This is a genomic window from Camelimonas sp. ID_303_24, from assembly GCF_053543495.1.
Genome location: NZ_JBLLJM010000042.1, coordinates 1 through 6,940 on the forward strand (window position 1 = coordinate 1; position 6,940 = coordinate 6,940).

Annotated in this window: 8 protein-coding genes; 3 read left to right on the forward strand and 5 right to left on the reverse strand. The window is 59.4% G+C overall.

Translation table 11 applies throughout. From position 1 onward, the window contains the following. Positions 1-564: 564 nt before the first annotated feature. Together ACERNI_RS17475 and ACERNI_RS17480 are read left to right on the forward strand one after the other, a co-directional pair. Positions 565-1,656 (forward strand): type IV toxin-antitoxin system AbiEi family antitoxin, encoded by a 1,092-nt coding sequence (locus ACERNI_RS17475; RefSeq protein WP_448834505.1) that lies wholly within the window; start codon positions 565-567, stop codon positions 1,654-1,656. Continuing rightward, a complete protein-coding gene (locus ACERNI_RS17480) occupies positions 1,647-2,510 on the forward strand; it encodes a nucleotidyl transferase AbiEii/AbiGii toxin family protein (protein WP_448834506.1) in 864 nt (287 codons plus the stop codon). The genes ACERNI_RS17475 and ACERNI_RS17480 overlap by 10 nt, the downstream gene beginning before the upstream one ends. A 44-nt stretch (positions 2,511-2,554) precedes the next feature. On the opposite strand, the gene ACERNI_RS17485 is transcribed toward ACERNI_RS17480, so the two are convergent. The 3 genes from ACERNI_RS17485 to ACERNI_RS17495 form a co-directional block, all read right to left on the reverse strand. Further along, positions 2,555-3,004: a MucR family transcriptional regulator gene (locus tag ACERNI_RS17485; protein WP_448834507.1), complete on the reverse strand. Its 450-nt coding sequence runs from the start codon at positions 3,002-3,004 to the stop codon at positions 2,555-2,557. 406 nt (positions 3,005-3,410) lie between these two features. Next, complete coding sequence (locus tag ACERNI_RS17490; RefSeq protein ID WP_448834508.1) at positions 3,411-3,827, reverse strand: hypothetical protein; 417 nt, start codon at positions 3,825-3,827, stop codon at positions 3,411-3,413. Next, positions 3,781-4,830: a hypothetical protein gene (locus tag ACERNI_RS17495; protein ID WP_448834509.1), complete on the reverse strand. Its 1,050-nt coding sequence runs from the start codon at positions 4,828-4,830 to the stop codon at positions 3,781-3,783. The genes ACERNI_RS17490 and ACERNI_RS17495 overlap by 47 nt, the downstream gene beginning before the upstream one ends. 148 nt (positions 4,831-4,978) lie before the next feature. Here ACERNI_RS17495 and ACERNI_RS17500 point away from each other — a divergent pair, with 148 nt between their 5' ends. Next, a complete protein-coding gene (locus ACERNI_RS17500; RefSeq protein WP_448834510.1) occupies positions 4,979-5,845 on the forward strand; it encodes a hypothetical protein in 867 nt (288 codons plus the stop codon). 13 nt (positions 5,846-5,858) lie between these two features. On the opposite strand, the gene ACERNI_RS17505 is transcribed toward ACERNI_RS17500, so the two are convergent. Next, positions 5,859-6,788, reverse strand: coding sequence for a hypothetical protein (locus ACERNI_RS17505; RefSeq protein ID WP_448834511.1), 930 nt, complete (start codon positions 6,786-6,788; stop codon positions 5,859-5,861). Beyond that, the coding region (locus ACERNI_RS17510; RefSeq protein WP_448834512.1) for a type II toxin-antitoxin system VapC family toxin at positions 6,785-6,940 on the reverse strand (156 nt) is incomplete at its 5' end. The genes ACERNI_RS17510 and ACERNI_RS17505, both read right to left, overlap by 4 nt.

The following is a 6,940-nucleotide window of genomic DNA, read 5'->3' on the forward strand; positions in this document are numbered from 1 at the left end:
AAAGTTCAGTGGCAGGTCAGCGCTTCTACAACCCGCGTCGGCGACACTCGAAACTGGGCTACATCAGCCCCATGGAGTTCGAAGCCCGCGCTATGCTAGCTTAACCCGCTGTCCACAAAACCGGCAGCAGGCCATGTTCATGGGACCAAACTCCATGACGGGCGCCGACAGCCTCTCTCTCGGCACTCAACCCGTCACAGACTTCCGATCCCGTCTCTCACTCTAGGGGCGTTGCGGGTCCCCCGCAGAAGGGGTCGGCCGAGACTATGGCTCGGCCGCAGGGGAAGGCTTTCCCCGGATGCACTTTTCCGTAAAGGCGGTCGCAGGGGCAGCGGCCGCAAAAGCTCGAGTTCGCAACGGCTAAGTTCCAGACACGTCCTCCGCTCAATCCGCGGGGCCGCATCGGACCGGGTCACTGAATCTCGAGCAAATCGGCTAAGCTTGTGTTTTATTTCATTGGGAGAGGTAGATTCACCAAACAGTGAAATAGGCGCATCGGGTGAAATCGCTTGCCTTTTTCACTGAAATAGCTTATTTCACTCTCCAATGAAACCACATGAACGAGTGAAAGAGGTCGAATATCAGATCGCTGACGCGCTGCGCCAGCAGCTGGAACGGATTCCGTCGCTCGAAATCCTGGCCATCGACAGGGAAAGGGACCTGCGAACCCACCCCAATATGCAGGTGCGGCGCGCTGACATTCTTGCGCATGTCAAAATGGCGGACCGTGCCGTCACGCTGATCTGCGAGGTGAAAGAGCCGGGATACCCGAAGCAGGTCCGAGACGCGATCAACCAGCTCTATGCCTGTATGGCGCAGTACGAGACGCTGGCTAAAGCCGATTTCATCGTGCCGCTCGTCGCCGCCTCGTGGCTCTCACCGGAATCCCGCGATATCTGCGCGGACGCGGGCATGGGCTGGCTCGACCTTGCCGGCAACTGCCGGATCGCTTTCGACGGCGTGTTCATCGAACGGGAAACCGCCGAGAAGCCGAAACCAGCAGCGCGAAGTTTTCGCGCGGTGTTCTCGCCGAAGGCGGGACAGGTCCTGCGCGCGCTCTTGCGCGATCCGGCGCGGGCCTGGAAGGTCGCCGATCTCGCCGCAGCATCCGGGGTCAGCCTCGGCCACGCGAGCAATGTGCGATCGGCGCTGCTCGACAGGGAATGGGCGACGGTCGACGACGATGGCGTTCATCTGACAGCGCCAGACGCCTTGCTGGACGCCTGGCGCGATTCCTACGAGCCGGTCCGCGGCCACCGCTCGTCCTGGTACAGCATCCTCCACGGGCGTCAGCTGGAGGAAACGCTTCGCGAGGCGTTGAGCCGGCCCGGGACTGAGGGACGTGCGATGCTTGGCGGCCTTTCTGCCGCGCAGTGGCTCGCCCCCTATCTGCGCGGCAACATGACGACGCTCTATGCGGACACGGCGGTCATGCCGGACTTGATCGCGGCGTTGAAGCTGAAACCTTCGAAGAGCGGCGGCAATGTCGAAGTCATCGAACCGGATGATCCGGCCATTCTGAAGGAGCGCGTCGAACGTCCCGACGCGCCGCCCGTGTCCTCTCCAATCCTGACCTATCTCGACCTCTCGCATCTCGATGACCGTGGGCGCGAGGCCGCTGAACACCTCCGAGAAAAGTTGCTCAAATGGCAGTAGCGCCTGATCCACAATCCGCCGCCGACTACAGCGACCGCGTCAGCGACGCGGTCAAATCCGCCCTTATGGAGATTGGACAGATCCTTGGAAGCTTCGAGGGCAAGTTCGCCGTTGTCGGCGGCGCGGTCCCGTGGCTGCTTCTGGAGGCTGACGACATGCAGCATGTCGGGACGATCGACATCGATCTGACGCTCGACGCGGAAGCGCTTGGCGACGGCGAGTATGTGCGGCTGGTTGAAGCTCTCATGGGCAACGGTTATGCGCAGAGCAAGGCGCACCGGAAATTCCAGCTTGTTCGCATGATAGAGGTGGCGGACGGCGGGCCGCCGGTCGAGGTGATCGTCGACTTCCTGATGCCGCGCGACGTCGAGATCGAGAAGCACATCCCCCCTCTGCTGTCGGAGTTCGCGGTGCAGCGCGCCTCAGGCGCGGATTTGGCCGTGCGCTTTCCGCAACTGACGGCGATCGAAGGCGTCATGCCCGGTGGCGGGCATAATCGCGTACAAATCGCCGTGGCGTCGATCCCGGCGCTGCTGGCCATGAAGGGCCATGCGCTGTTGCGCCGCCAAAAGCGCAAGGACGCCTATGACGTCTATTATTGCATCCGCAATTATGACGGCGGACCGGAAGCGCTCGCTGAGGTCTGCAGGCCGTTGCTAGAGATCAAGGACGCCCGCGAAGGCTATCAGGGCATCGCCGAGAAATTCGCGAAGGAGGATATGATCGGTCCGGTCTGGGTACGGCAGTTCGTCGATGGGACGCCGCATCTCGGCGACCGCACCCCGGAACAGTGGCAGACGGACGCTTTCGGTCAGGTGCACGCCTGGATGAAGGCGCTCGGACTGGCCGGCTGAACGTCGCCAGCTTTACGGATGGCTCGCGTCTATCCCGCGCAACCTCAGAGCGCAGCCGATTGGCGACGTGCGGTCGCGCGTCTTGCAGCCGCCTTCGCCTTACGGTCGAGCCCCAACCTCTTGGCCAATTTCGAGCGTTCATTGGCGTAGGCCGGCGCTATCATTGGGTAGTTGCCGGGCAAGTTCCATTTCGCGCGGTATTCATCAGCCGTCATGCCATACTTTGATGAGAGATGGCGCTTGAGCGTTTTGAACCGCTTGCCGTCTTCCAGGCAGATGATGAAGGTGTCGTGCACCGATAGGCTCGGACTTACGGCAGGCTTCTGCCTGGTCGTCGCAGTTGATGGGTCGGCTGGACAGAGATCATTCAGAATATCGAGGACCATTCCGATCAGCTTCGGGAGCTCGCTCGTCTGCACCCTATTGTAGGAAACGTACGAGCTGACGATGTCGGCGGCGCGTTCGAGCGCAACGATGTTGCTGGTGATGGCCATGAATGTCTCGAAGCAGGAGTTGCTCTCTCAGCACGGCGGGTGAGATGATGGACGGCTTACGGACGAACCGACCATTTCAATTCAACTTTTTCCTCTAAAAAATCGCAATAAGCCGCAGGGGCCAGCGGCCTACCCTAAATAGAAATATGAATGCTCCATTTGGGGATTGAGCTGAGCGGAAGAACTAGGCAGGCGCTCCGACACTTAGATTCTTCACGTCGTATGCTCTACCTTCTTCAGCGAAGCGCTGAACTATCGAAAATCATGCATCTTCAACTGAATGTCGCGGATATTTCGTAAGTATCGACGAAATCTCTCGTCCAAAAACCTCTTGAGGTTGCTTGCCCGGATCGGCCGCCCTGTGAGGGCGGACTGACCGCTTAGTGGTCGGCACTGCCGGCGACAGTTATGCCTCGGAGCTGGCCGTCCCCGAAACTGAGGCTGTATCGCTGAGAAAATCATCCAGTTTGGGCGCTGGCTTATCTGTGCCCGTAATCAACGTCTGCGACCACAGGATCGAAGCTTCATAGACGGAACTGCACATCCATTCGCCGTCTTGTTCAAACCAATGGGTCGCCTCCGGCAGGAGATCGAAAGAGACCGGGTGAAGTGCAAAGGGATTGTGGAAGACCTCCATTTCCGCCGTCCATGGCTCATATCCATGCGGCCAGAGGCCTCGATAGTCATTGCTCGTAATGTCGAGGCAAAACAGGTTGCCCTCCATAGCGCCGGGCGTTCGATCAAAGAACTTGCCGTAGCGAGTGTACCGATAGCCTTCAGGAGCGCCTCCGCCCGAAATAGCAACTCGATTGAGTTTGGCCATGGAACAGGCATTGGAAAAAAATCACGGCGGACAGTTCGGCATGCTGATCGTTGGTGAACAGTCCGGCAGGAAATCGCGCGGGCCCCAGCAAATGCTCTGCAGGCATCGGTACGGCGCGTGCTTGACCATCGACTTCGGCGACCGTAGCGCCCATTCCATGCAAGTAGCCGATCAGGCCTTCGCGACTCCAGTTCATCGAGCCGGACGCCTGGAAGTCTGCGACTGCCAATATAAACGGTTTACCGACAACATGGGGAAGCTGATCGTATCGGCGCGCGAGCTTGTTGCCGATGGTTTTGGCGAACCGCAACGCCGCCGCACCGAAGAAGATTTCCTCGCGATCGGTGGGGACGTCCGCGCGGGGCGCGTTGACGTGATTGTACGGCACTGGCGGATTGGCAGTAACGGCCTCGACCCAGGCCTCGCCACCAAGCCGGTTCTCGATACGAAAATCAGGAGACTCAAAAGGCTGTTCGACGAGCAATCCCTGTTCACGAAAAGAGCCGAGAAGCTGCGCTTCCCATATTCGAGTATGGAAATTGGTCGTCTGGCAATCGCTCACCCAATTGCGGTCGGGTTTCGGCAGCGCGAGATAGAGTTGGTTCAGCGCCCATGCGGCCGGTCGATGGGCATCGTTCGCCAGAACACGAAATACATCGCTCGGCTCGCGGCCGGCGAGGTCGAACAGCGGCGCGCGCATGACAACACCGGGCGGCAACGGCTCGAGCGCCAGCCCGTCCGCGAGGTCTGGCGCAACGGCCGTCCTGGTCGCGTCTATCGTTGTGAAACCGCCTACCCGCTTCGTGACCGCCCAAACGGAATCCACTCGCCGCCGCATGAGCATGAGGCCGAATGAATCCTCCTTGGCGTTGCGGGTGACGATGCCACATCCATTGCCATCGTTTGATACCCATGCAGCGACCGGGGGCTCATCGCCGAAGGCGTGGCCGCGCGGTAGAGACAACGCGTAGAAATCAAATTCCCACTGCGGGATTTCACGCATCGCCGCTCCTTCCCGACCATTCTGCCGCGTCAAGCATTTGCTTCACGATATTAATCAGATTGACGTCGACGAAAGCCGTTTCCCGATTTCTACGCCATTAGGCTTGTCGATCGTCTAAGCTGGTGAGGACGAGTCAGCGGGAGGGCACATGGAAGTTTACTGTAGGGGCGTTGCGCGAATTCGTCATGTGTCGACGGGCGAAATCTTCGAAATCGACAGCGATGAGCTGGCTTGGAATCCCGTCGGCGGCGACGAGCGGCAGATGGGACCTGAGATTCACTACGAGGCGGTAATCGACCATGCCGAACTTGGCGACCTGACCTGGGGGCTTTGGGAATATCCAGTCGGTGTCGAAAATTACCACGTCACGAATGTCGGTAAGCACGAGGTCATAGAAGATTTTGAGTACGGGCTTGAGCATGCGGAGCCAGAGCCCGACGACTGGCTCGACTACGAGGCGCCCGCCAACCCGTACCGGGTTTTCATGAACTCGTACCATCAGACCGGCGACCTGCTCGCCGATCATGGTGGTGTGCGCGGCGATCATATCTTGAACCGAATGATTTTCTCCCAGCAGATCACCGCGCTGGAAGCCTATCTCGGCGACACTCTGCTCAATGAGGTCATGAGCGACAAAGAGGCCATGCAGCGTTTGATTGACAAGGATGAGGACCTCGCGAGAGAGAAATTCACACTGTCCGAAGTCTCGAAGGATCCGGGCCTGGTCGAGCGCGAGGTCCGCACGCACCTGCGCAAGGTCATGTATCACAACCTCAAGAAGGTCGATGTTCTCTACAACATTGCTCTCGGGGTTCGAATTCTCAATCTTGCCAGCGACAAAGGCCGCCTCTTCAAGGCGGTTTTGTTACGCCACGATTGCGTCCACCGAAACGGCTTCGATAAAGATGGCACCGAGATCGACGTCTTCACGCAGGCGTTCGTTCAGGACACGGCCGATCTGATCAAGGCCTTTGTTGAAAGCATCCAGAAAGCGGTGCGTTCGCGACTTGTGTAGTGGCTCGGGCGTCTCATCCACCGGCCTGCTCTGTCTCGAACTCGGGAGCAAGGATATCCTTGGCTTCCCAATCCTCGCCATCAATTACCGTGACGAACTCCCGATCCCAGACGCCCCAGCGCTGAGGCAGCGGGTGTGCCGCGAGCGGATTGTGGACATAGGTAAGCGGGCGGATCTTTCGGGAGAGATTTCCAAGGCTGACGCGGGACCACAGAACACCGGAAACATCCTTGAAGCGCGGATTGAGGAAAGCGCTGCGGTCAACCGGGGGGCCTTGGCGCGCGATTTCCGTCGAGGCGTGATAGCCCTCTTCGACAACGTCGCCCGTTGCGCGGTCGACGGTCACATACGCGTCCCCGATCGGAAATAGTGACGACATGATCAGAGGGGGCTTTTCGGGGACATAGACGCCAAAGCGGCTGGCGCTGATCGCAATCAAGCGCACCTCATCCGCACCGATCACGCCTTCCTTCAGATATTTCTGAATGACCTTGAATTTAGTCCAGAACGCGCTGGTCGTCCGCAACTGCGCTTGGCGCACAGGCGCCGCAAAGAGGCCACCGCCCTCGTTCATGGGCACGGGACGTGTGATCCGATCGGGACCAGCGTCGCCCTCGTCCGGAGCAATTGCTTCGATCCAGATGCGCCCCTTATCGGTCAGGATGCAAAGGTCCGGCTGCCCGCCCTCCCGCAACCTGTCGGACGCTGGAAGCAAAGCATGTCCGGCCTCGAGGAACGTCCAGCCGAGATACATTTCCCAGAATCGCCCGTCGACGTCGCGAGCGAAGCCGTCACGAAAATCAGGATCGGCATAGGGCTCGTAGCGCTCCCACATGCCTTCGATGATACCGTGCAGGCGTTTTTCCTCAGGATGCTCAGCGGCTCTGAGGTGGATAAACCCCTTGTTCAGGTTAGGGCCGTCGAAATCGAAGATGCGGTTCACGATTGGAACTCTGAACGAAGCGGGTTGACGAACTGGAGGCCGGCAAAGTCTTTCTCGTTGTCGGTCACGACCACGCACTCGTTGGCGCCGGCGACTGCGGCTATGATCATGTCGAGAGCGCTGCGTGGCCGACTGACCTGCCACTGAACTTT